This window comes from Rhodohalobacter sp., assembly GCF_034521535.1.
GTDB lineage: Bacteria > Bacteroidota > Rhodothermia > Balneolales > Balneolaceae > Rhodohalobacter.
In genome coordinates, this window is sequence record NZ_JAXHMF010000002.1 from 403,738 (window position 1) to 425,458 (window position 21,721).

Below are 21,721 nucleotides of genomic sequence, written 5' to 3' on the forward strand. Positions count from 1 at the left end.
ATTAATATGAGCTTTAATGTTTCTGAACGCTATAATTGCGTAATCATAGAATTGAAAGGTAATGTAATGGGCGGGCCGGATGCGGTAAACCTGAATGAAAAACTCCATGAACTGATTGATCAGGGCAAAAAAAATGTCGTGGTAAATCTAAGCAAGGTTAAATTCATGAACTCATCCGGTTTGGGTATGCTCATTGGCGGACTTACCACTTTAAGAAAAGCCGGCGGCGATCTCCGTATAGCAAACGCTTCGGATAAAATCGAAAGTCTGCTGATGGTAACTAAGCTCATTACCGTTTTTAAACATTTCCGCTCTGTGGATGAAGCCGTTGCTTCATTTGAGGAAAAATAAACGTATTCACTTTAACTAACTTAATAAGGAGGTGTATACAGCACCTCCTTTTTTTTGGGATATATGGCTGTAAGAATCATTATTGGCGCCCAATGGGGCGACGAAGGAAAAGGTAAAATTGTAGATCTCTTAAGCGCCGAAACCGACTATGTGGTTCGATATCAGGGTGGTGCCAATGCGGGACATACATTAAAGTTTGACGACAAAACAATCGTACTCCACCTCATCCCGTCAGGTATGTTTAACGGAGACGCTAAATGCATTATCGGAAATGGCGTTGTGATTGATCCTACCGCTCTGGTCGAGGAGATCAAAGAGGTTGAAGAACTCGTGGATATCAACCTAAAAGAGAGGCTCTTCATCAGCAACTCAGCTCACGTCATCCTGCCCTATCATAAAGTATTGGATCAGGTAAAAGAGAAAAACCGCGGCAGTGATGCAATTGGAACAACGGGTCGTGGCATAGGCCCGGCTTATGTCAGTAAAGTTTCCCGTATCGGTATTCGAATGGGTGATCTTTTAAATCAGAAGGAATTGGAAGTTAAAATCCGGAAGAATCTTTCTGATATAAATACCGCTCTCAAGCATGTTTACAATGAGCCGGAACTGGACGCTGATGAAATAATCAATGACCTGAAATCAGCTACCGACACCATTAAAGACTATATTTGCAATACCACTCAGATACTCCACGAAGCGATTGAGGCAAATGAGCCGATACTGCTTGAGGGAGCACAGGGAAGTCTCCTGGACGTAGATCACGGTACCTATCCCTATGTTACCTCATCATCGCCAACAGCCGGCGGAGCATGCACCGGAAGCGGAATTCCACCTCTAGCCATAACACACTCTCTTGGCATTACAAAAGCGTACTGCACCCGTGTGGGAAATGGCCCTTTTCCAACGGAGCTGGATGATGAAGCCGGAGCGAAACTTCGAAAAAACGGTCAGGAATTTGGTGCAACCACCGGACGGCCAAGACGCTGTGGCTGGCTTGATTTAGTTGCTTTAAAATACGCTGTTCGCCTGAACGGTATGAATGAGCTTGCATTAACGAAAATGGACGTGTTGGACGACTTTGAAACCATCAAAGTATGTACTCATTACGAACTTGATGGTGAAACGATCAACCATTTCCCATCTGATACGGAAGATGTTGAACGACTGACACCGGTTTACAAGTCATTTCCGGGCTGGCAGACCAAAACACGAAATATCTCATCTTTTGATGATCTGCCCGAGAAAGCTAAATCATACATCCGGTTTATTGAAGAGTATATTGGTGTAGACTTTACGATTGTATCAACCGGACCTAAACGAACTGAAACCATTGTTCGGTAACGTGAACAGATGAGCATCCGGAACACATTTTGGGCTAAATATCAGATTGAGGCTTCAGACGAAAATGATGCTGCCTCAAAAGCCCGGCAAATCAGTATTGAACAATCTGTTGAAATGCCGCCCGAAGTTGTCCCCGATTCATCTGTGGATAATATCGCCCGGGTTGAATCACTGAATCAGGTTGATGACAAGACGTGGAAGTCATCGATTCTGTTTGACACTAAACTGGTTGATGAAGATCCCACCCAATTCCTGAATGTACTGTTTGGAAATATTTCGCTTCAGCCGTGGTGCAGACTCATTGACGCTGATCCTTCCTATTTAGGCCGGTTGCTGAAAGGTCCCTCATTTGGTATAAAAGGAATCAGGAAATCTACTTCGGGTAGAGAATCGCTCGCTCAGCTGCGCCGTTATCAAACCCATAGGCTCCTCCCCGGATGAACTTGCAAACATGGCTTTTCAGTTTGCAAAAGGAGGCATAGATATCATCAAAGATGATCACGGCCTGACGAATCAAAAATCTGCCCCATTTGAAACGCGCGTAAAAAAATGCGCCCAGGCCATCAGGGAAGGCGAACAGCATAGCGGTAAAAAGACACTCTACTTCCCAAATATCACAACTTCAGCTATTCGCATTACAGAGCGTTATCAAAAAGCCGTGGAGTTTGGAGCGGATGGTGTTTTGGTGGCACCCCAGCTCGTCGGATTTGAAACAATGCACGAACTTGCAAAGCTTGGGGAACTTCCGATCATGGCTCATCCCACATTCTCCGGTTCATATTTGATTAACGAAAGCGGTGTAGATCCAAGTTTCTATTTTGGAAGGCTCACTCGCTCCTTCGGGGCAGATGCAATTATCTACCCAAATGCACAGGGGAGATTTTCGTTTTCAACCGACACCTGCAAAGCTATCAATCGATCGTGCCAGGAAGATCTCGGTTCCATTCAACCCGCATTTCCTGCTCCGGGCGGTGGTGTTAAACTGAATACAATTCCCGGTTTGGTTGAGCAGTATGGCCGGGATATAATCTTTTTGATTGGAGGGAGTTTATATAAACACCCGGACGGCCTGCAAGTTGCCGCTAATGAATTTCAAAAAGCATTGATCAAACAGCATGAAGAGTAGTTCAAAAATCATAAAATCCGCCGATCAGGGCTGGAATGGTGTAGAACCAAAAAAGTATAAAACTGAGGGTTCTAATTTTAAGAGTATTTCACGCTACTCTCTTTTGGATGATGAGACTTCGGAATTGAACAGTCATACGCGCTATTTTGAAATAGAGCCTGATGGATACTCTTCGCTGGAAATGCACAGACATCCGCACAGTGTTGTAGTTCTGAAAGGTTCCGGTTCTGTGATTCTGGATGATCAAATTTCAGAAATTGACACACACGATGTAATCTATATCGCACCGGAGGCCATCCACCAGTTTCAGGCAGACAGAGGTGAAATCTTGGGTTTTCTCTGCATTGTGGACCGATACAGGGATAAACCTGTTATTCCGTCAGATGATTTTATCCATGCCAATATTAAGTCTGAGAAAGTTTTAAAGAAAATCAGAAAATAGTCTTGAAAAGGACCCCTGGAGACTCGTATATTTATGACTCTTGAAACTGCGGGAATAGCTCAGTGGTAGAGCATCACCTTGCCAAGGTGGGGGTCGCGAGTTCAAATCTCGTTTCCCGCTCATTTAAAAAAGCTCAAAGATATATTCTTTGGGCTTTTTTTGTTTCTAGTACAGATGCTGTTAATAAATTAAAAGTTCAGTGACAGAGCATCCCGACAGCAGCCGGGACCAAGTTGGGGGCGTCCCGAGTCAGTCGGGATTTCCCGCTCCATTTTTAAAAGGCTCAAAGACTTTTTGTTTTTGAGCCTTTTTTTATTTGCAGAACAAATCAAGAGAAAATGTTCTACACTTATATCATATACAGTCAATCAAAGGATAAATATTACACCGGTCACACTTCGGCAACTCCTCAGGAGAGATTAGATCGGCATAATAACGGAATGACTGTTTCCACCAAATCCGGAATTCCATGGACACTCGTTTTCTTCAAGTCATTCGATAACAAAACTGATTCAATCAAATTTGAAAATCATATCAAACGGCAAACAAGGCGACTCTATTTGTTAAAGAATTGAAAGAGTCAAAAAAGAACGTGTTTGTCCCAAAGGGACAACGTCAATAACATAGTGCAGCGCGCTATGCTAAATACATCTACTACAACCACAAAAGAAAGCCCTGTAAGGGCGAAAATCACTTAAAATACGAGGCTTGCACCCGCTTTGGAACCAGTTGAATAGGTCGATTTGCTATTTCAATCTTCGCGCGCTGCACGTTGTTACAGACCGGCCCATTAACAATCGAACCGGCCGGGGAACGGTTCATCATGTCGCATTCCGGGCAAAAGATGAAGAGGAACTTGCTGAGATGAGAGAAAGTGTTATAGCAATGGGGCTTAGTCCGACCAAGATTTTGGATCGTCACGTTTTCAAATCAGTCTATTACCAAACTCCGGGCGGTGTACTTTTTGAGATGGCAACAGACGGGCCCGGTTACGGCATAGCTCATCATAATGAAGATGAGATGGGGAAAAAGCTATTCCTTCCTCCCTGGCTTGAAGAGAAACGCAACCAAATTGAAGATAAACTTACACCTATTGAGCTCTGAACCGTCAGCTTTTGTCTATTAGGTTTTTAGGGCTCAGTTTCAGATTTTCATCCAAAAGAAATTAAACCCGATTTAAATGCTTGAACCACTGGTTGACTCATTTGTGATGGAGTTTGAACAGCTTGTTGAATTTCTCCCTCGTCTGCTCCTCGCACTGGTTGCAGCTCTCGTCATCTACATTGCAGGGCGAATTGTAGCGAAAGTTGTAGTCCGGATACTTAAGCGAACCGATATGCCAACGACCTACCACGAGTTTTTTCGAAAAATGGTTTCCGGAATCGGAATTTTTCTATCAATCATCATTTTTTTGAACCTGATTGGCTACAGCGCACTGGCGGCAAGTCTGGTTGCAGGAGGCGGGCTCACAGCTGTAATGCTCGGTTTTGCCTTCAAGGATATCGGGGAGAACTTTCTGGCCGGATTTTTTCTTGCATTCAGTCGCCCGTTTAATACCGACGATGTAATAGAAACGGAAAATATCACCGGGCGCGTGAAAAGTATTCAACTCAGGCAAACACACATTCGAACGATAGATGGTAGTGATGTATTTGTGCCCAGCTCCCAGCTTTTTACAAAGCCGCTTCGGAACTACACACTGGATGGCCTTAGAAGAGGTAGTTTTACCGTCGGAATTGATTATCACGACGATTCTGAAAAAGCGCTCGAGGTCATCCTGAAAGCAATATCTGAATCCAAAGGTGTATTAAAACGACCGGCTCCTTCTACCTCAATCAAAGGGTTTGATCCTTCATTTGTTGAAATTCAGGCCTTTTTTTGGATCAGCTCAAAAGATCAGGAACTCAACTTAGGCGTAGTGCGAACCCGGGCAATGGAGAAAGCCAGAAGGGCACTTATTGAGAATGGATTCACGTTCAGTTCAAATATGACCACAGCTATTGATATGCGCCCTGTTGATGTGAATATCAATAAACCGGATAATCAATCCCCCGGATCGTAAGCCACTTTCTTAGACGGAATAAAAAGAATTGCTGCCATCAGAAGAAAAATCCCATTCCGGATAACCATCTTCCAGCCAAATTCGCTTCCCAGTAAAGTTCCAATAATCGTAGCCTCATCCGGATCTCCGAAACAGCCGCAATCGCCCTCAATTCCTGCTCCCAATCCATAGATCGCAAAAATGAAAAAACTAAAGTAAATCAATAACGCAGCCGGTTTTACAACCTTTTCAAAGAGATTAAAAACCAGCAGGCCGCCTACAACAATCTCTATCCAGGGCAGAGTATCGATAACCAGTGACTTCAGAAAAAGTGGGATCCAGGTTATGTAAGCAACCGACTCAAAAAGTGCCGTATTATCCTGCACCTTCAAATACCCCGCAAAGAGAAGCAATGCGCCCAGCAGAATACGGGAAACAATTTTTACCGCTGATAAAAATTTTAGTTTATCCATAAGTGAAGTATACGAATCTGAGAAGAAAAACGTATCTCGTTCAAATTTTTCTGATGAGTTATCGGTCATGTCCCAGCCATGCAGAAGCTTATAATTCACTCTGATATTTACTCATCAAATTCATATCTTTCAGGCTTAAGTTAATCCCTGATCTTAATCCCAGGCATGATCGACAAACCTCATGACTACTGCGGCATTTTTGGTATCTATGACCATGAAGACGCTGCCCTTCTCTCCTACTACGGCCTGCACGCACTGCAACATCGCGGACAAGAATCGGCCGGAATTGTAACCACCTATTTTGATGAAAAAAAAGATCGGCACACTATGCCGATGCATAAAGGTTTTGGACTGGTCCTTTCCGTTTATGATGACCCAAAAATCATTAAGAATGAACTGAAAGGGCGTTCCGCTATCGGGCATAACCGCTATTCAACAAGTGGTTCTTCCAAAAATCCCGCGAATATACAGCCGTTCCGCGTTCACTATCGCAATGGGAATCTGGCAATTGGCCACAATGGAAACCTGTCAAATGCTCGGACTCTCAGAGAGCGTTTCCGTGATGAAGGTGTTCTGTTTCAAAGCACATCCGATACCGAACTGATTCTGCATCTGATTTCTCATAGCAGGGAAGAAAATCAGATGGATCAGATTATGGATGCTCTAAGTCAGATTGAAGGCGCATATTGTTTGGTGATCTTAACGGACGATAAACTCATTGCTGTTCGTGATCCAAATGGATTCCGTCCACTTGCTCTTGGAAAAATTGACGGATCTTACACTGTAGCGAGTGAAACCTGTGCGTTTGATATTATCGGTGCAGAATACATTCGGGATGTAGAACCCGGGGAAGTGCTGATCATTGACAGGGAAACCTCTAAAGAACAGAAACCGAAATCTCTGCGGCTTGAACCTAAGAGCGGTACTAAAAGCAGTCAGTGCATTTTTGAGTATGTCTACTTCTCCCGTCCTGACAGCAAGATTTTTGGTGAAATGGTCGACAAAATCCGACGGAACCTGGGGAAACAACTTGCCAAGGAACACCCATTGGATGAGGTTGTAAAATCCAAAGCTGAAGATCGCCGGCCAATTGTCATATCGGTTCCGGATTCCAGTAATACCGCCGCAATCGGTTACGCCCACGAAAATCAAAAATTCGGATTTGATTGCAAATACGACATCGGCCTGATCCGAAATCACTATGTGGGTAGAACGTTTATTTCGCCGGGACAAAAATCGCGAGAGCAGAAAGTCAGGACAAAATTCAACACCGTTAAAGGTGTAATTGAGGGTCGGCCGGTTATCATTGTGGACGACTCGATTGTTCGTGGCACCACTTCACGTTACTTGGTTGACATGATCCGTGATGCCAACCCTCTGGAAATTCACTTTCTGGTGAGCTCTCCTCCAATTACCCATCCCTGCTTTTACGGAATGGATTTTCCAAGTCCTGAAGAACTCATTGCCAATAAATTTGACCGTGATGTGGAAGCTATTGCCAGGGAAATTGGTGTAGACAGTCTCCGATATCTTTCCGCAGAAGGATTGGTTGAAGCGGTGAAAGAAGCCAACGAATCTGAGCTCGACTACTGCACCGCGTGCTTTACCGGAAATTATCCGGTTCCTGTTGATTTTGGTATTGAAAAAGAAGAAAACGAAATCGTTTGATGAATTTCAGAAAAGCAGAGTTCATCACAAGCGCGCCATCCATCAAAGAGTGTCCTGAAGAGTCTCTGCCGGAGTTCTGTTTTGCAGGCCGGTCCAATGTGGGTAAATCCACCCTTATCAACAAAATCACCAACCAAAAAAAGCTGGCCCGAACAAGTAACACCCCGGGAAAAACCCAGCAGATGAATTACTACAATATTGACAATGAAGTTTATTTTGTAGACCTACCCGGCTTTGGATTTGCAAAAGTACCCAAAAAAGAGAGAGACCGTTGGGGTAAAGACATTAAACAGTACCTGCTACAACGGGAACCATTAAAATTGATTTTGCATTTAGTGGATAGCCGGCACAATCCCACCGGTTTGGATCAAGAATTTTTCTACTGGATGGCAAGCAAACAGAAACCCTTTGCAGTACTGCTTACCAAGGCTGATAAAATCTCAAAAAATAAACTCAGCCAGGCTGAAAAAAAGGTTAGAGATATTCTCTCAAAAATGAATATTGAAGTCCCGGTTATTCCATGTTCCGGGGATACAGGAAAAGGAGTGCAGGAGATCCAATCCCTGATTACAGAATTTAAAGATTACGATTACACTGAATAAAAAATAATAGTTCTCATGTCCTTCAAAGCTTTACTTTTAGATAACGTAGACCCCGCCTGTGCTCAAGTTTTTAAAGAGAGAGGTGTAGAAACCCACATTCCGGGCAAACTTTCCGACGAAGAGTTAAAACAAGAAATTAGCAAGTACGATGCCGTCGTTTTACGTAGCGGTACAACCATCACAAAAGAGCTTCTTAAGCATGCCGACAAACTAAAAGTCATCGGCCGCGCCGGTGTTGGAGTGGATAATATTGATATCCCCGCCGCCACTGCAAAAGGAATTCTGGTGATGAACACACCGGACGGTAACACTATCTCTACAGCAGAACACACCTGTGGAATGATTCTCGCACTGTCGCGAAACATTCCTCAATCCGTTGCACGTGTGAAAGGCGGCGGATGGGACCGGAAGAGTTTTATGGGAACTGAAGTTCACGGTAAAAAACTCGGTATTGTTGGACTTGGAAAAATAGGCTCTGAGGTTGCGCTGAGGATGAAAGCGTTCGGAATGGATGTTTATGCCTATGATCCTTTTACCACAAAAGATCACGCCGGATCACTGGGAGTTGAACTGATGGATCTGAACGAGCTTCTCTCTACCGTGGATTATCTTTCCGTTCACACTCCGCTCACTGATAAAACCCGCGGAATCATCTCAGTTGAGAACTCTGACCAGATGAAGAAGGGTATGCGGCTTGTGAATTGTGCACGAGGCGGAATTTATAAAGAGGAGGACCTGCCAAAGCTGATCGAAGATGGAACTATCGCGGGCGTAGCTTTGGATGTTTACACAACAGAACCGCCCACACCGGAAATTTATAAAGTGCTCGAAAATCCTGCAGTTATCTGTACACCTCATTTGGGTGCATCAACAGAAGAAGCTCAGGAAAAAGTGGCCGTTCAGATAGCAAATCAGATTTCTGATGCGCTTGAAAACAAAAACTACAAAGGAAGTTTAAACGGGAAATCGATCTCACTCTTGACCAACAAAGAGGTTAAGCCCTATGTAGAGCTGGCCGAAAAGTTGGGCAAAGTTACGGGTCAGATCATGCCGGATAACACCAACAGTTTTTCGTTTGAGTACACCGGCGATTCATCAAAGTTTGCGGATATTCTTACGGATGGTATCCTGAAAGGAATGCTTTCGGAATCTGTATCAGAGTCACTGAACCTGATCAATGCAAGACATTTTGCTAAAGAGCGCGGTATGAATATTCGTGAAACAACCAGCAGCAATGGCAAAATGTATAAAGATCTGATCACCATTGAACTGGGTGATGATGCTCCCTACAAAAAAATGTCCGCAGCCGTTTTTGGGCCTAACGACTATCGCATAGTGGAAATTGACGGATATGGAATTGAACTCCGTCTGGAAGGTGATATCCTGATGTATCAAAACCAGGATAAGCCGGGAATGCTTGCTTCCGTAGCCGGTTCACTTGCTGCCAAAAATATCAACATTGGTGCACTGAGTCTTGGCCGAGCGGGTAAAGGAACCAAAGCGATTACTGCAGTGATTATCGATAAGCAGCTTACCAACGATGAGTTTAAAGAGATCTGTAAGATCGACGGTGTTCAAAATGTGAAGTATATCTCTTTGTCTTAGACATGAGTCATGAGATCTGAGAAGTTGGTTATTTCCTGATCAACTTTCTCAGATAATGTGATGCATTTGCAACCGCAATCACAATAACTCCGCCGACCAATGTGTAGAGCGGCCACGCAATAGTAAGCGGTTCTCCGGGGAGGAATTGCTGTAGTGCACCCTCAACCATGAAAAGCAGCGAAATTAATCCGGTAAAAAATCCGATCATAGCATCGGTTTTATCCGGTTTTTGAAATAGCCTTCCCAGCATAAAGATTCCCAGCAGTCCTCCGTAGGTATAGGATGCGATTCCCAATCCGAGTTCAACAACAGCCGGCTGTTCCCCTCCTGAAAGCTGCAGCCAGGTAAACAGAAAAGCCGAACCGGTGAGAATAAATCCCCAGGCAATGGTGGTAAGTCGCGATATCCATAGTTCTCTCTCCTGATCCCAATCCTGCCCAAACAGCGGCTTGATGATATCATAGGTGGTAGATGATGCCAAGGCGTTCAACGACGAGCTGAGGCTACTCATGGCCGCCGCAAAGAGCGAAGCAATGATCAAGCCCGCAACACCTACCGGCATTTGATCTACAATGAATTTTGCAAAGATCTCATCTGTAGTTCTCAGTCCCAGTTCTGCTAAATCCGCACCGGAGTAGAATACATACAGCATCAAACCGATAAACAGGAAAAAGGCAAATTGTGCACTTGCAACAAACCCGCTCCAGATCAGCGCTTTTTGGCTGGATTTGAGGTTGCCCGTAGCCAACAGTCGCTGTACTATCAACTGATCGGTACCGTGAGATGCGATAGAGAAAACCGCCCCGCCAAACACAGCAACCCAGAAAACATATGGATCAGCTAAAAATTCCTGAATAGAGAGTCCGCCGCCCCAGTTGAACAGAGTAAATTTACCGTCACTGCTCAGTGTAGTCATGATCTCTGCGAAACCGACATCAATTTTACCGATCATCAGAATCAGGGCGAATAGCGCGCCACCGATGTACACAACCATCTGTACCACATCCATCCAGATTACCGCCTTGATACCGCCAAGGAACGTATAAATCAGAGTGATTACCGAAATCACCGATATCGCCAGTAAATAAATGGCTCCGTCTCCCCAGGCATCAAACACTCCTGCAAAACGGAAGATGATGGCCAGTGGAATGGCGGTTGCGAACAAGCGCACACCGTCGGCCAGGAGCCGCGTAACAATGAATGTGGAACTGGCCGCTTTACGCATACCGGAACCGAATCGTTTTTCCAGGAATTGATAGGCGGTTGTCATTTCACCCTTCACGTAGGCGGGCAAAAACCAGATTGCAACGATAATACGACCGAGTATATAGCCGAATGTGAGCTGTAAAAAGAGAAGATTTCCGCCGTAGGCAACGGCCGGAATACTTATAAAAGTGAGCGTACTGGTTTCGGTTGCCACTACAGAGAAGAGTATTGCCCACCATGGCATTTCACGTCCGCCCAGAAAATAGTCGGTGGATGATTTTTGGGTCCCGGCTGACCAGATGCCAAATACGGCTACCGCCACCAGGTAGAGAATAATGATAATGCCGTCGAGCAGAGTAAATCCCATGAATCCGTTTGTTTTATGAATCTGTAAAAGAAAGGAAAATCAAGATCGGATTCAAAGAAAAAGAGTGGGTTCACCGCAGGGTCGCTGAGTACGCGGAGGTTTTTTGTAAGAATTTTTGAAATTAATTGTTCCGTCTAGTTCCGTGCTTCCGTGGCAACTTTAACTCTTATTCTGAACAACCACTCTCCTAAATATTGTAAGGGCATTTAAATAACTGTGTCATACTTTAAATATGAATTTTTTATTGCCACGGAAACACGGAAGAGCACGGAGAGGATATGAGTGAAAAAATTAAACAGGATTTTTTTCCACTAAAGGAAGAGACAGATCAGATCATTAGGGCTGGCATTGAGGTGCATAAGAATTTGGGCACCGGTTTCCTGGAGATTGTCTACAAAGACGCTTTGGAATATGAGTTTTATACAAGAAATATTTTTTATGAGAGGGAAAAGAAATATGAGATTGAGTACAAGAATGCCATCCTGCCACATAAGTTTTTTGCAGACTTTGTCGTATTTGACAGCGTAATTCTCGAAATAAAAGCGAAAGATGGGATTCCGCCTGAAGATATGGCTCAGACCATCAACTATCTAAAATGCTCCGGCTGTAAAGTTGGATTGATCCTGAATTTTGGCAAGATGAAAATCGATATTCGAAGGGTTCTGTTTTAACCTTCCGTGAATTTCCGTGCTTCCGTGGCAAGTATGTACCACATTCAATCTCAGCGTACACCGCGCCTCAGCGGTGAACCCTTATTTACTCAGGAAATCGATGAATTTTTGGACGGCTCTTCCCCTGTGGCTGATTTTATTCTTCTCTTCAGAACTGAGTTCGGCAAAGGTCTTTTCATAACCTTCGGGAACAAACACCGGATCGTACCCAAATCCTTTATCTCCTCTCTTATTATCTATAATTCTGCCCCGGCAAATACCTTCAAAGAAATAGTGATCTGAGCCATCCACAAAAGCAATCACCGTTCGAAATTGAGCTGAGCGATTTGTCTTGTCCTTCAGCTCAGCTAATAGCTTATTCACATTATCATCGTAGGTAGGATTCTCACCCGCGTAACGTGCAGAATAAACCCCGGGCGCTCCATTCAAAGCCTCAACTTCCAATCCCGTATCATCCGAAATTGAGGGGAGGCCAGTCTTCTCAAACCAATACTGTGCTTTTTTCAAAGCATTGCCCTGCAGGTCAGGCTGATCCTCCTCCACCTCTTCCGCGTCCGAATAGTCTAGCGTGGATTTCAGATCAATTCCCAAAGGCTCAAGCACCTGCTTCAGCTCTTCAATCTTATGAGCATTTCCTGATGCAAGAAAAATCGTGTCCGGCTTTTTCATAAATTATATTCCTTAATCTATTTCAGGAATTTCACTCAGCTGTCTGAACTCACGATAACGATCATAAATCTCCTTCTCCGTCAAATCCTTCAACCTCTCAGGACCAAATTTCTCCACACAGAAACTGGCCATCACAGATCCGAATATGACTGCTTTTCGCATATTGTTTGGAGTCAGGTCATCCGTATAAGAGAGCCATCCCAGCAGCCCGCCCATGAAGGTGTCGCCGGCGCCGGTCGGATCAAAAATATCAATCACGGGATAAGCGGGAGCAGAAAAAATTTCGTCGCCGGCAAAAAGCAGTGCACCGTGCTCCCCTTTTTTAATAATCAGTGAGTCCGGCCCCATCTCTCTAACTTTATCAGCCGCCTTGATCAAGTTGGGCTCTTCAGCCAGCTCTCTTGCTTCTGAGTCGTTTATCACAAGCAAATCTACACCTTTCAGCGTCTTTTTGAGTGCATCGGGCGTTCCCTCAATCCAGAAATTCATGGTATCCATCACCACCAGGTCGGGATTGTTCACCTGATCCAATACTTTTTCTTGCAGACTCGGCTCAATATTCCCAAGTGCCACATACTTTGAATCTTTATATCCATCAGGAATAATCGGGTCAAAATGCTCAAATACATTCAGCTGGGTGTCCAGCGTGTCACGATTGTTGAGGTCGTAGTGATACTTTCCCTGCCAAAAGAATGTATTCCCGCTTTTATCAATCTGAAGCCCTTCGAGGTCTATATCCTTGCTTTTTAGCAGCTCAATATCTTCATCGGCAAAATCTTTCCCTACAACACCGACAAGATTAATCTGATTTGCAAAATAGGATGCTGCGAGAGAGATGTAAGTGGCTGAACCACCCAGGATTCTATCTTTTTTTCCAAAAGGAGTTTCAATACCGTCGTACGCAACGGAACCAACAACAAGAAGTGACATAGAAATTTTCTTTAATTCTGATTAATTCGTCATTTTTAAGCATGGAAAATAGGAAATTCATTACCCTTTTGTTGCGTTCCATCCCGATTAATTTGAAATCCAATATTCACCCGACAGCATGACAGAGCATTTAGCCGACTATCTGATTCCGACCATCATTTTTCTGGCATTTGCCCTGATGCACAGCATCACTGCATCTCACTCTTTCAAAGCTAAACTCTTCAGATTGTCACCGAATTTAAAAGCATGGTATCGTGCACTTTATAATCTGGTTTCAATTGTTATAATTGGTCTTTGGTGGATTACTCTGCCGCAAGACTCCATCCTTTATCAACTAAACGGATTTCCCTTTTTTCTGTTGATAGCTCTTCAGATCGTCTTTGCCTGGCTCTTTTTGAAATCGATTTTTGCTCAGAACGGAATGGTATTTCTTGGCATCAAGCAGGTACTGTCAAACATTCGGGAGGGAAAACTGCCAAACTATCTGGATGAGCCGCAACGCGGAAAACTGGTTACCACAGGACTCTACCGATACATGCGTCACCCGATGTACACGTTTGCAATGTTAGTCCTGATCTGCTCTCCAGTTATGACTGCAAATCTTCTCTACACCATCATCATCTTTGCCCTTTACTTCTGGATTGGCTCCTACTTTGAGGAGAAAAATTTAACCAACCGATTTGGCGAGGATTACAGAGAGTATCAAAAGAATGTACCACGGTTTATTCCACATCCGTTTAAATAAAATTGTAGATCTTAAGCGCCCATCACGCTATTTTGTTTTGCAGCTAAGAAAAAGTACAGATGCCTAACCACCCATTTTTCCCATACCTAAAAGAACGGCTCCGGCAACCACTTCCGGGGTGGGATGCGCAACTGAAATTATGTCCCGTCCCAACCGATTGTGAACCTGAAAGAAGGACTCCTAGCAACGATTCAGAAGGACATCCAAGCAGTGTTCTCATTCCGCTGTTCCCCGATCAAAACCTGAAATATCAACGTTATATTAACTCTGCGTACTGATTTGATCAGGCACGCCGGTCAAATCAGCTTTCCCGGTGGTAGGGCCGAGGTTAATGAAACACCCGTTGAAACCGCTCTCAGGGAAACTCGTGAGGAAGTTGGGATAGATCCTCATTCTGTTAACATAGCCGGCTCCATCAGTCCGCTCTATCTCGACAGAAGTGACAATCGAATTAATCCTTTTGTTGGATTTATGGATGAAAAACCTGCTTTGATTCGCAATCCCAATGAAGTGGAAGAGATTATTATCGTAAAAATGGACCAGCTTTTAAATGATCAGCTTCTCAAAAGAGAGATCTGGGAACTTCAGGATCGGAAACTGGAAGTACCCTACTGGGATATCCATAAGCGTGCCGCTTTGGGGAGCCACCGCAATGATGATGAGTGAACTGCTGGAACTTTATCAAATCGTTTTTAAACAAAGAGTAGCTCAATTCTTTTCAATTTTTGAGACAGCCTGTGAGGCAACCTCCATCCCAACCGCAATTCCCATTCCGCTCAAACCGGCAGCCACATAAAGATCTTTTTGAACCTCCTCGATTATTGGCTCTTTGTTTTCGGTCATCCCCATAATTCCGCTCCACTCAATGTCTGTTTCCCATCCGGACGGCAGTTTCAGAATATCATCCGCAAAACCATACAAGTAATCTTTGATTTTTTTATTCACTCCAAACTGATCGGTTGTCTCTTCCTCTTTTGCCAGATTTCGCGCTCCGCCCAGCAGGAGTCTGTCACCCACATTTCGGAAATAGACATAGCCGCGATCATGATGAAACGTCCCTCGCCATTTCAGTCCGTCGATAGGTTCGGTAACAAATACAAATCCTCGCGCTGGTTTTATGGGCTGATCCATCAGCTTTGATGTAAACCCGTTCACCGCTGATAAAATTTTCCGCGGTTTTAGAACCACACCTTCATCAAACTCAACCCGGTTTGATCCGATAGAATTTACCTTGCTGTTCCAAAGCACTCTAACCCCGGCCTCTGATAGCTTTTGGTGAAGTGATCGCATCATCAAGCCGCTGTTGATAGCCCCTTCCAATCTGTTGAATATGGCCGGATAACCTTCAAACTCTTTCACGGAATAGACGTCAGTTTCACCAATTGTCTCTTCCATTTTTTGATTGAGCCAATCTACTTTTTTATTACACTCCTCAAATAGATTCGAGTCTGTAAAAATCTCATGACCGCCAACCGATTCATAGCCGATTGCCTCCTCTCCCATGGTAGACTTCAACAGCTTCAGGCCGTCCCAGCGACGTTTAATTCGATTCATTACGGTCTCTTCACCCGCTATCTCTAAATCCGCCAGATGTTCAGATACTGAGCCAATGCAGGCAAATCCGGCATTCCGGGTGCTTGCGCCTTCCGGAGCAAATCCTTTGTCCACAACTATCACATCGTGATCCGGATGGTTCTGTTTATAAAAAAGTGCCGCAGATGCTCCCACAATTCCGGCGCCGATCACAAGTAAATCGGGTGATTTCAGCCACTCCTCGCGTTCCCAGAATGAAAATTCCCGTTTCATAGATTCAGATGTTTTTTCAGGTTATCAAAAGCATTTGGCTCTGATTCGTCAGAAGACCAAGGAGCAAATTTCTTATCCGTTTCTGCATTATAAGGCCCTTTTTTGCACTCAAAGAGAATCGTATCCTCTTCCAACACAATAAAGGTGTGCCAGGTATTCGGCTCAATATCGATTACACCAGGAATGGGTTCTGATTTCAGAATTCGATCCGTTATAACAGCACCTTCATCATCCAGGGTGAAAAATCGAATGGCTCCCTTCAAAATCACGATCGATTCAGTTGCATGATCCATCGGATGTTTATGCGGACGGATATACGTTCCGGGTTGTAGAAAATTGATCAATCGCTGCACCTCTGCATTTTGTCTGCGATGAATCGGCAGAATCATCCGTTTTCTCGGGCTTTTTCGAGATGCCTCTAAACCCTCTTCAACCTGTTCATCAGTGAGTTGAAAATAGTCGCCGACCGGATTATCAAATGCGAGTTTCATCAAATCACTCCTTCAAAGCTAATCCCGCCATGAGTGCAGACCCGGTCAGAAATGCCTTTTCGTCGATATTGTATTTTGGATGATGCCAGCTCCAGCCTGAATCAGCTTCTTCACTTCTTGATCCCAAAAAGTAGAATGCCCCCGGAAACTCCTGTTGGTAGAAAGCAAAATCCTCGCCTCCCATCACCGGCTTATCAAGTTCTACCAACCGATCTTCTCCAAACAGCTCTGTTGCTGTACGAATAATGTTCTGCGTGCACTTTTCATCGTTATCAATGGCAGGGTAGCCTTCATTAAATCGAAAATCATATCTACCGCCCGCGCTTTCCACTACGCCCTTCAGAATAGCGTCCATTCTCTCCTTGATCAACATAGCCGTTTCACGGGAAAATGTTCTCACTGTACCAATCAGCTCCGCTTTTTCCGGAATAACATTGTACGTTGATCCCGCCCGAATTCTCCCTATGGTAACTACAGCCGGCTCTGTCGGGTTGATGTTGCGACTCACAATCGTTTGAAACTGTATGATTACCTGAGCTGCCAGCACAATCGGATCAATGGTTTCATGAGGGGATGCCGCGTGACCGCCTTTCCCATAAATTTCTATCTCAACCTCATCAGGCCGAGCCATCAGCGGTCCGAGTTTTGTCGCAATTTTTCCAACTTCGTAATTGGGATTCATGTGAAGGCCATACACCTCCCGAACTCCCTGTTTCTGCAAAAACCCGGATTCCATCAACAGCCTTCCGCCACCGGGAAGTTTCTCCTCACCCGGCTGAAAAATCAGGATGACTTTTCCCTTGATCTCATCCTTCAAATCCATCAAGATTTTTGCAGCCCCCAACATATTGGCCGTGTGAGCGTCATGACCGCAGCAGTGCGCTGCACCCGGCCTTTCAGATTTAAACTCCTTTTTGGCCTCTCCATCTTCATCCATAGCCAGCGCGTCGATATCGGCCCTCAGGGCAATCACCCGGTCTGAAGATTTTCCCTCGATAATTCCCACACACCCTGTCTCAAGCGGACGGTGAGTTTCAATCCCCATCTGCTTCAGCTCATTCAGAATAAACTCTGTGGTATCGTACTCCTTGTAACTTACTTCGGGATTTTTATGCAGATGACGTCGCACGGAAACCATGTAGTCAAAATGCTCTTCAGCTTTTTTCTTTAGTTGACCGGATAAATCTGTCATAGTTACACTTATTTCAAAAATTTATAATAGATCGCTCAAATATAGCCAATCTGTTACGCAATTCTATTGATATGAATTCACACCTTCGAACGTTTAAAAATCAGGCAATGTTTTCTCTATCAAAAAGACAAACCATGAAATATCTGTTCAGCGTAATTATCCTATTATTTGCACTATCGGCTACGATCAATGCACAAGAGAGAATCACTGATGAAGAGCAAGCCCGATCCATTTTTGAAGAGGTGGATGACCGACGAAATTCCATCGAATCAGAAACAGCACAAATGGAGATGGTTATTACGGACCCGCGTGGTCGAACACGCACCAGAACAATGCAGTCTTGGAACATGATTGATGGCGATGACAACAAGAGCTTGATTGTTTTTTCCGATCCCGGCAATGTAAGAGGAACCGGATTCTTAACCGTTCGTGAAGATGGAAATACAGATCAACGACTATATCTACCGTCCGTCGGAAGAATTCAAACGATCGGTTCGGCCGAACGCGGCGACCGATTTATGGGAAGTGATTTTACCTATGAAGATCTAGGAGACCAGGATCCGGACGATTATGAATTTGAATGGTTGGAAGAGTACGATGACTATTATCTCGTTCGCGCATCCAAGCCCGAATCAGATCAATATGCGTATGTTGAGTTTGAAATCCTGAAAGAGAAGTATGCGCTTCAGAAGATTCACTATTTCAATGACGAAGACGAGCAGATCAAGCGACTGGAAGCAGAAGACATGGAACAGATTACGGATCAGCTCTGGAGTCCGGCCAAAATGACGATGTATGATCTGCGCGAAGATCGAAAAACAGAAATCACTTGGAGTGACAGAGAGATCAACACATCCATCGAAGATTGGCGATTTACCGAACGTGGATTGAGGAGAGGAATTTAAAACCTAGTATTGAGTCGTGGGTCTTGAGTCTTGAGAAATTTTCTCATGACTCAAGACTCAGATCTCAAATCTAATCAAAATGGAACCGTAGCCCTTACCCTATAGTAGAGATCATAATCAGCATCCGTAAACAGATCTTGCGCCGGCTGCGCGATCCCAATTGAATGTGCAACCCTGATGCCCGCAATATTCACTGAGTTTTTCAGCTCCGTACCGGCTCCCCATCTTTCTTCTCTGCCTGTGCTACCATCTTCAAACCGCGCATTCCACACAACACCTGCATCTGTGAACAGTGAAATTGATGTAGAACCAAAATTAACCAATCCTAAAATGGTGGTGTTCAGAGAGGGAAGAAACGGAATGCGATACTCAAACCGACCAAATGCAACCCGATCTCCGGCAATGAATTGACGGTATCCACGAACCCTTTCAGCCTGATTAAACAGTTCGAGCGGTACTTCACCGGGTAAACTCAAATGAATATTATCCAAACGGGAAAATCCGATATAGTTCTGCAGTAAAGGAGAACCCCACTGCTGCTGATAGCGTCCGTATAGATAAAAGCGCTGCAATCCAATAGCCGAAAACACCGTATATGCACTCAAATCTGCCGTTGCAAACCTCACCTCTGATCCCAATATTTTCTCTGCGCCGGTTACCAATCCCCGAACTCCCCAGCCATCCAGTGAGTGGATCACATTGTCTTTCCACGGTCTCTGTTTTTTAATCTGAAATCCAACAGTAAGGTCCGTTTGCTGTGCTTCCTCAGGAGCCGGCACCTGAAATGAACCGGCAAAAACACCGCGATCAAAAGGATGTATCAAAACACGGCGAAGACGCGTGTAGATACTTCCATTTTGATAGGGTGCTTCAAAACGGTCGACCGGCACATTTACCGTAATTTGCCCGCCAATCAGCTCTTCAACCAGAAATTTATCTCCGTAAAAAAAGGCACTTCCCGGAGTTTTATAGATCGAGGTGGTTATAGATGGATAAAACTGGTTGTTGATATAGCTTAAAACTCCATATGAGTAATCTAAATTTCCGAATGATATATTACCGGTTGCTGCAAAGATGTGCTTTCCAAGCGGTTCTGTAAAACCGGTCACCCCAAACACTCCCCAATTTCTCGAATCTGCAAAGTAGGGCAGTATGAATGATGATGCATGTGTCAAATTTTTAATAGGCCGGTACGTATACTGATTAACGATCAGACTCTCATCGGGTTCAATACCGGAGGAGATCATGTTCGGGGCCTGCTTCTGCCTCCAGCTCGAGTAGACTTCCGGAACCCTATTTTCACTCATAAACACTTCGCGGTCCGGATCAATCCAATAGGCGTGATCTCTTCGTTTCGTCTCACTTGCTTTGATTAGCAGCTTTTCGGTTTCCAGTGTATCCGTTGATGATACCCAGCCAAAAATCTCTCCTCCCGTAAAAAGATTGGTTACGCGCCTCTCTACCTCTGTATCAAAATCGTAGACAAACACATTTGGCACTTCATCTCTCAAGGATGTGTAAGCCACTTTACTTCTGTCCGGACTCAATACAAAATTTCGATTATCCGTATTTCCCGGGTCGAGTGTCTTCTCACGGCCGGAAAGCGGGTCAAGTAAAGTCATAAAGCGATTCCCCTGCTCATCAAATTTTTGAAGCAGCCACGACTGTTCGGCATGAACCCAAACCGGATGAATCAGTTGAACATCCCCCCGGTAACTTGAAATTCGATCCTCATCACCCGTCTCCAGGTCCATCTGAAAAAGATTGCCGGTTCCATTTTCATTCACAATGTAGGCTATGGTATTATCAAGCGGACCCGGCGTTGGGTATTTGGCTTTTCGACTATGCGTAATCTGAGTTTCTCTTTCTGATTCAACATCAAAACGAAAAATGTCATTCAAAAGAGAAGAGTTTTCTCCCCGAACCATACGCGAATAGAAGAGTGTTGTCCCATCTGCGCTCCATGCCAGATCTGAATTAATCGAACCCTCCGCAACTTTTTGCCCGCTCATCGTTGAATCATTCTGAACGATATGAAGATTCCGAACAGGTCGTGAGAGAGATTCGAGCGACAAAACCGCAATCTTCGACCCGTCCGGGCTCACAGCCATGTCGTACTGGAATTGACCTGGCAAGCTTTTTGAATCAGTATTCAGTGAATCAGTACGCTCCATTCCGGATGCAAGCGTGTTGTAGTAAACGTTCATATGCTTGCGCCACTCTTCATAAAAAGCAGAGTATCCACCATCCATGATATCATTAAAAGAGCTGTTAAAATCGTGATACTCCAGCCCAAAATACTTATCCCGTTGAGAGAGAAGATTTACAAGTGAGCTATCTCCGTACGTTTCGGTGAAGTAACGAAGCTGTGAATTTCCAACCGCATACATCAAGCGTCCATTTTCGATCGACTGACCATCGTTAAACCCCGGCCTGCTGTCGAAAATAGCTTTTCTCAGCCACCGGTCGCCTCGCTGGGAATCCCAATATTCGGTTTGATACTGCGCCAAGCCCTCGGTCCAGTGGCGTGGAAGCGGATCTGCAATCAAATAGTTGAGCAGCCCAAAATCTGACCAAACCGCTTTGAAGTGAAAAATATGACCCAGCTCATGCGCGATCACCTTCCGAAGCCATTTTTCGCTTCCGGTTTTGGTTTCTGCATAGTCGTTCAAGTTCACCCAAATCATCGTATAACCCTTGCCTATTGGGTTAGCAAAGCCGTTTACGATTTCATCCACGTCGGAGAGATAAATCGGAATTTTCTTTGAAAACTCAACCTCAAGGTTTGCAGACAGAGCGGTATAACTCTCCTCTGCTACTGCTGCCGCCTGTGGGATAATCTCAGAAATACGATCCGGATAGATTATCCTGAAATGCTCTGTTTCGGCTACCTGCCAGTTCAAATAGGGGTGGTTTCGTCCGTTCAGGGAATTGAAACCCTGACTCATTACTTCAGACGAGAAGGATAAAAGTAGAAAAACAGATACAACAACGATTCTCATAACATTCAGTTTATTCATCAGTTTGACAGGCAAAATATAATTTTCCTTTTCGCCAAATCAGCACTTTTTTATAAAAAACTGAAAAAAT

General features: G+C 44.5%; 23 protein-coding genes and 1 tRNA gene. 16 read left to right on the forward strand and 8 right to left on the reverse strand.

Going from position 1 to position 21,721, the window contains the following annotated elements; genetic code table 11:
- The first annotated feature begins 6 nt into the window (after positions 1-6).
- The 9 genes from U5K35_RS04080 to U5K35_RS04115 all read left to right on the forward strand — a co-directional run bounded on the left by U5K35_RS04080 (position 7) and on the right by U5K35_RS04115 (position 5,322).
- Complete coding sequence (locus tag U5K35_RS04080) at positions 7-351, forward strand: STAS domain-containing protein (protein ID WP_322570196.1); 345 nt, start codon at positions 7-9, stop codon at positions 349-351.
- 63 nt (positions 352-414) lie between these two features.
- Positions 415-1,692, forward strand: coding sequence for an adenylosuccinate synthase (locus U5K35_RS04085; RefSeq protein WP_322570197.1), 1,278 nt, complete (start codon positions 415-417; stop codon positions 1,690-1,692).
- 9 nt (positions 1,693-1,701) lie between these two features.
- On the forward strand, positions 1,702-2,133 hold the full coding sequence (locus tag U5K35_RS04090) for a hypothetical protein (protein WP_322570198.1): 432 nt from the start codon (positions 1,702-1,704) through the stop codon (positions 2,131-2,133).
- Entirely contained in the window at positions 2,114-2,818 is a 705-nt protein-coding gene (locus U5K35_RS04095) for a RuBisCO large subunit C-terminal-like domain-containing protein (RefSeq protein WP_322570522.1), read from the forward strand. The genes U5K35_RS04090 and U5K35_RS04095 overlap by 20 nt, the downstream gene beginning before the upstream one ends.
- A complete protein-coding gene (locus tag U5K35_RS04100; protein WP_322570199.1) occupies positions 2,808-3,260 on the forward strand; it encodes a cupin domain-containing protein in 453 nt (150 codons plus the stop codon). The genes U5K35_RS04095 and U5K35_RS04100 overlap by 11 nt, the downstream gene beginning before the upstream one ends.
- A gap of 48 nt (positions 3,261-3,308) precedes the next feature.
- Positions 3,309-3,380: transfer RNA gene (locus U5K35_RS04105), tRNA-Gly, on the forward strand.
- A 218-nt stretch (positions 3,381-3,598) separates the two neighbouring features.
- Complete coding sequence (locus U5K35_RS19525) at positions 3,599-3,835, forward strand: GIY-YIG nuclease family protein (protein WP_416221579.1); 237 nt, start codon at positions 3,599-3,601, stop codon at positions 3,833-3,835.
- Between the two features lie 154 nt (positions 3,836-3,989).
- Complete coding sequence (locus U5K35_RS04110) at positions 3,990-4,364, forward strand: VOC family protein (RefSeq protein WP_322570200.1); 375 nt, start codon at positions 3,990-3,992, stop codon at positions 4,362-4,364.
- A 76-nt stretch (positions 4,365-4,440) separates the two neighbouring features.
- Complete coding sequence (locus tag U5K35_RS04115) at positions 4,441-5,322, forward strand: mechanosensitive ion channel family protein (protein WP_322570201.1); 882 nt, start codon at positions 4,441-4,443, stop codon at positions 5,320-5,322.
- Here U5K35_RS04115 and U5K35_RS04120 read toward each other — a convergent pair.
- Positions 5,304-5,873, reverse strand: a complete 570-nt coding sequence (locus U5K35_RS04120) for a MauE/DoxX family redox-associated membrane protein (RefSeq protein ID WP_322570202.1) — start codon at positions 5,871-5,873, stop codon at positions 5,304-5,306. The two genes, U5K35_RS04115 and U5K35_RS04120, sit on opposite strands and share 19 nt — an antisense overlap.
- 66 nt (positions 5,874-5,939) lie before the next feature.
- On the opposite strand from U5K35_RS04120, the gene purF reads away from it, so the two are divergent.
- From purF to serA, 3 genes are read left to right on the forward strand one after another with little or no spacing between them, the layout of a single operon-like run.
- A complete protein-coding gene (gene purF, locus U5K35_RS04125; protein ID WP_322570203.1) occupies positions 5,940-7,442 on the forward strand; it encodes an amidophosphoribosyltransferase in 1,503 nt (500 codons plus the stop codon).
- Positions 7,442-8,044 carry a ribosome biogenesis GTP-binding protein YihA/YsxC gene (yihA, locus tag U5K35_RS04130; protein WP_322570204.1) on the forward strand — a complete coding sequence of 201 codons (603 nt, stop codon included), beginning with the start codon at positions 7,442-7,444 and terminating at the stop codon, positions 8,042-8,044. The genes purF and yihA overlap by 1 nt, the downstream gene beginning before the upstream one ends.
- Positions 8,045-8,059: 15 nt before the next feature.
- Entirely contained in the window at positions 8,060-9,649 is a 1,590-nt protein-coding gene (gene serA, locus U5K35_RS04135) for a phosphoglycerate dehydrogenase (RefSeq protein WP_322570205.1), read from the forward strand.
- A gap of 28 nt (positions 9,650-9,677) precedes the next feature.
- Here serA and U5K35_RS04140 read toward each other — a convergent pair whose 3' ends face one another.
- On the reverse strand, positions 9,678-11,222 hold the full coding sequence (locus U5K35_RS04140; protein ID WP_322570206.1) for a sodium:solute symporter: 1,545 nt from the start codon (positions 11,220-11,222) through the stop codon (positions 9,678-9,680).
- A gap of 278 nt (positions 11,223-11,500) precedes the next feature.
- Between U5K35_RS04140 and U5K35_RS04145 the strand changes: the two genes are divergently transcribed.
- A complete protein-coding gene (locus U5K35_RS04145) occupies positions 11,501-11,893 on the forward strand; it encodes a GxxExxY protein (protein WP_322570207.1) in 393 nt (130 codons plus the stop codon).
- A gap of 81 nt (positions 11,894-11,974) precedes the next feature.
- On the opposite strand, the gene rdgB is transcribed toward U5K35_RS04145, so the two are convergent.
- Both rdgB and U5K35_RS04155 read right to left on the reverse strand, forming a co-directional pair.
- On the reverse strand, positions 11,975-12,562 hold the full coding sequence (gene rdgB / locus U5K35_RS04150) for an RdgB/HAM1 family non-canonical purine NTP pyrophosphatase (protein WP_322570208.1): 588 nt from the start codon (positions 12,560-12,562) through the stop codon (positions 11,975-11,977).
- Positions 12,563-12,574: 12 nt separating this feature from the next.
- Positions 12,575-13,492, reverse strand: a complete 918-nt coding sequence (locus U5K35_RS04155; RefSeq protein WP_322570209.1) for a PfkB family carbohydrate kinase — start codon at positions 13,490-13,492, stop codon at positions 12,575-12,577.
- 118 nt (positions 13,493-13,610) lie between these two features.
- Between U5K35_RS04155 and U5K35_RS04160 the strand changes: the two genes are divergently transcribed.
- Entirely contained in the window at positions 13,611-14,237 is a 627-nt protein-coding gene (locus U5K35_RS04160; protein WP_322570210.1) for an isoprenylcysteine carboxylmethyltransferase family protein, read from the forward strand.
- A gap of 267 nt (positions 14,238-14,504) precedes the next feature.
- Positions 14,505-14,903, forward strand: a complete 399-nt coding sequence (locus tag U5K35_RS04165) for an NUDIX hydrolase (RefSeq protein WP_416221588.1) — start codon at positions 14,505-14,507, stop codon at positions 14,901-14,903.
- A gap of 42 nt (positions 14,904-14,945) precedes the next feature.
- Here the strand turns inward: U5K35_RS04165 and U5K35_RS04170 are convergent, their stop codons facing one another.
- Genes U5K35_RS04170 through U5K35_RS04180 form a run of 3 tightly spaced genes read right to left on the reverse strand, consistent with a single transcriptional unit; the run spans position 14,946 to position 17,726 of the window.
- Positions 14,946-16,043, reverse strand: a complete 1,098-nt coding sequence (locus U5K35_RS04170; RefSeq protein WP_322570212.1) for an FAD-dependent oxidoreductase — start codon at positions 16,041-16,043, stop codon at positions 14,946-14,948.
- Entirely contained in the window at positions 16,040-16,534 is a 495-nt protein-coding gene (locus tag U5K35_RS04175) for a WbuC family cupin fold metalloprotein (RefSeq protein ID WP_322570213.1), read from the reverse strand. The genes U5K35_RS04170 and U5K35_RS04175 overlap by 4 nt, the downstream gene beginning before the upstream one ends.
- Positions 16,535-16,538: 4 nt before the next feature.
- A complete protein-coding gene (locus U5K35_RS04180) occupies positions 16,539-17,726 on the reverse strand; it encodes an amidohydrolase (protein WP_322570214.1) in 1,188 nt (395 codons plus the stop codon).
- 71 nt (positions 17,727-17,797) lie between these two features.
- Between U5K35_RS04180 and U5K35_RS04185 the strand changes: the two genes are divergently transcribed.
- Positions 17,798-18,631, forward strand: coding sequence for an outer membrane lipoprotein-sorting protein (locus tag U5K35_RS04185; protein WP_322570215.1), 834 nt, complete (start codon positions 17,798-17,800; stop codon positions 18,629-18,631).
- Between the two features lie 74 nt (positions 18,632-18,705).
- On the opposite strand, the gene U5K35_RS04190 is transcribed toward U5K35_RS04185, so the two are convergent.
- Complete coding sequence (locus U5K35_RS04190) at positions 18,706-21,651, reverse strand: BamA/TamA family outer membrane protein (protein ID WP_322570216.1); 2,946 nt, start codon at positions 21,649-21,651, stop codon at positions 18,706-18,708.
- Positions 21,652-21,721 lie beyond the last annotated feature (70 nt).

Coding starts and splice junctions, on each gene's coding strand:
- U5K35_RS04080 (WP_322570196.1), top strand. CDS start 7: ATGAGCTTTAATGTTTCTGAACGCTATAATTGCGTAATCATAGAATTG.
- U5K35_RS04085 (WP_322570197.1), top strand. CDS start 415: ATGGCTGTAAGAATCATTATTGGCGCCCAATGGGGCGACGAAGGAAAA.
- U5K35_RS04090 (WP_322570198.1), top strand. CDS start 1,702: ATGAGCATCCGGAACACATTTTGGGCTAAATATCAGATTGAGGCTTCA.
- U5K35_RS04100 (WP_322570199.1), top strand. CDS start 2,808: ATGAAGAGTAGTTCAAAAATCATAAAATCCGCCGATCAGGGCTGGAAT.
- U5K35_RS19525 (WP_416221579.1), top strand. CDS start 3,599: ATGTTCTACACTTATATCATATACAGTCAATCAAAGGATAAATATTAC.
- U5K35_RS04115 (WP_322570201.1), top strand. CDS start 4,441: ATGCTTGAACCACTGGTTGACTCATTTGTGATGGAGTTTGAACAGCTT.
- purF (WP_322570203.1), top strand. CDS start 5,940: ATGATCGACAAACCTCATGACTACTGCGGCATTTTTGGTATCTATGAC.
- yihA (WP_322570204.1), top strand. CDS start 7,442: ATGAATTTCAGAAAAGCAGAGTTCATCACAAGCGCGCCATCCATCAAA.
- serA (WP_322570205.1), top strand. CDS start 8,060: ATGTCCTTCAAAGCTTTACTTTTAGATAACGTAGACCCCGCCTGTGCT.
- U5K35_RS04140 (WP_322570206.1), bottom strand. CDS start 11,222: ATGGGATTTACTCTGCTCGACGGCATTATCATTATTCTCTACCTGGTG.
- U5K35_RS04145 (WP_322570207.1), top strand. CDS start 11,501: ATGAGTGAAAAAATTAAACAGGATTTTTTTCCACTAAAGGAAGAGACA.
- rdgB (WP_322570208.1), bottom strand. CDS start 12,562: ATGAAAAAGCCGGACACGATTTTTCTTGCATCAGGAAATGCTCATAAG.
- U5K35_RS04155 (WP_322570209.1), bottom strand. CDS start 13,492: ATGTCACTTCTTGTTGTTGGTTCCGTTGCGTACGACGGTATTGAAACT.
- U5K35_RS04160 (WP_322570210.1), top strand. CDS start 13,611: ATGACAGAGCATTTAGCCGACTATCTGATTCCGACCATCATTTTTCTG.
- U5K35_RS04170 (WP_322570212.1), bottom strand. CDS start 16,043: ATGAAACGGGAATTTTCATTCTGGGAACGCGAGGAGTGGCTGAAATCA.
- U5K35_RS04175 (WP_322570213.1), bottom strand. CDS start 16,534: ATGAAACTCGCATTTGATAATCCGGTCGGCGACTATTTTCAACTCACT.
- U5K35_RS04180 (WP_322570214.1), bottom strand. CDS start 17,726: ATGACAGATTTATCCGGTCAACTAAAGAAAAAAGCTGAAGAGCATTTT.
- U5K35_RS04185 (WP_322570215.1), top strand. CDS start 17,798: ATGAATTCACACCTTCGAACGTTTAAAAATCAGGCAATGTTTTCTCTA.
- U5K35_RS04190 (WP_322570216.1), bottom strand. CDS start 21,651: ATGAATAAACTGAATGTTATGAGAATCGTTGTTGTATCTGTTTTTCTA.